A 554-nucleotide genomic window follows, 5' to 3' on the forward strand; every position below is an offset into this window, starting at 1 on the left:
TCACAGCGACATCTAGGTTCGGTGCTGGCTTCGACGAGGTCGGGGCTGTGAGGTTGCAGCGCCTGCGGGTCCACCTCTACACAGCGACTGGGACACGAGTCCTTGATCTTGATCGTGGGGGCTCGCGGGGCTGTGGCTGTCCGCGTGGGTGTGCCTTGTTGGGAACGCGGAGCCGTGCCGTGGTGCCGGACTCCTCCTGAGATGTCCGGGCCGGTCGCGTGCGTGCTCGACAGTCACGGCGCTGATCGCGACCTCGCCGAGGGCAGCATGTTCAGGAGCGGGTTGATCGCATGGGTGAGTTGCGGTTGGGGATCGACGTGGCGTGCCGGGAGGCGCACCGGGCGGCCTTGGCCGATGCGGCCGGGAAGATCGTGTGGGGCAACCGCCGGTTCTCCACCTCGAGCGCGGACCTTGACCGGTTGTGGGCGGCGGTGCGCGCGGTCGACCCGGACGCCGAGGTGACCGTGGTGATGGAGCCGACGCGCAACGCCTGGGTGCCGTTGGCGGCGTGGCTGCGGGCTCGCGGTGCGGCGGTGCGCATGGTCGCCCCGGAG

Annotated in this window: 1 protein-coding gene; it reads left to right on the forward strand. The window is 70.2% G+C overall.

What is annotated here, in order from left to right:
- Nucleotides 1-290 precede the first annotated feature (290 nt).
- Nucleotides 291-554 (forward strand): IS110 family transposase (locus tag WCD74_RS29860; RefSeq protein WP_337698575.1); only part of this gene is annotated, 264 nt, incomplete at its 3' end.

It is taken from the genome of Actinomycetospora aurantiaca (assembly GCF_037401875.1).
In the GTDB taxonomy this organism is placed as follows: Bacteria; Actinomycetota; Actinomycetes; order Mycobacteriales; family Pseudonocardiaceae; genus Actinomycetospora; species Actinomycetospora aurantiaca.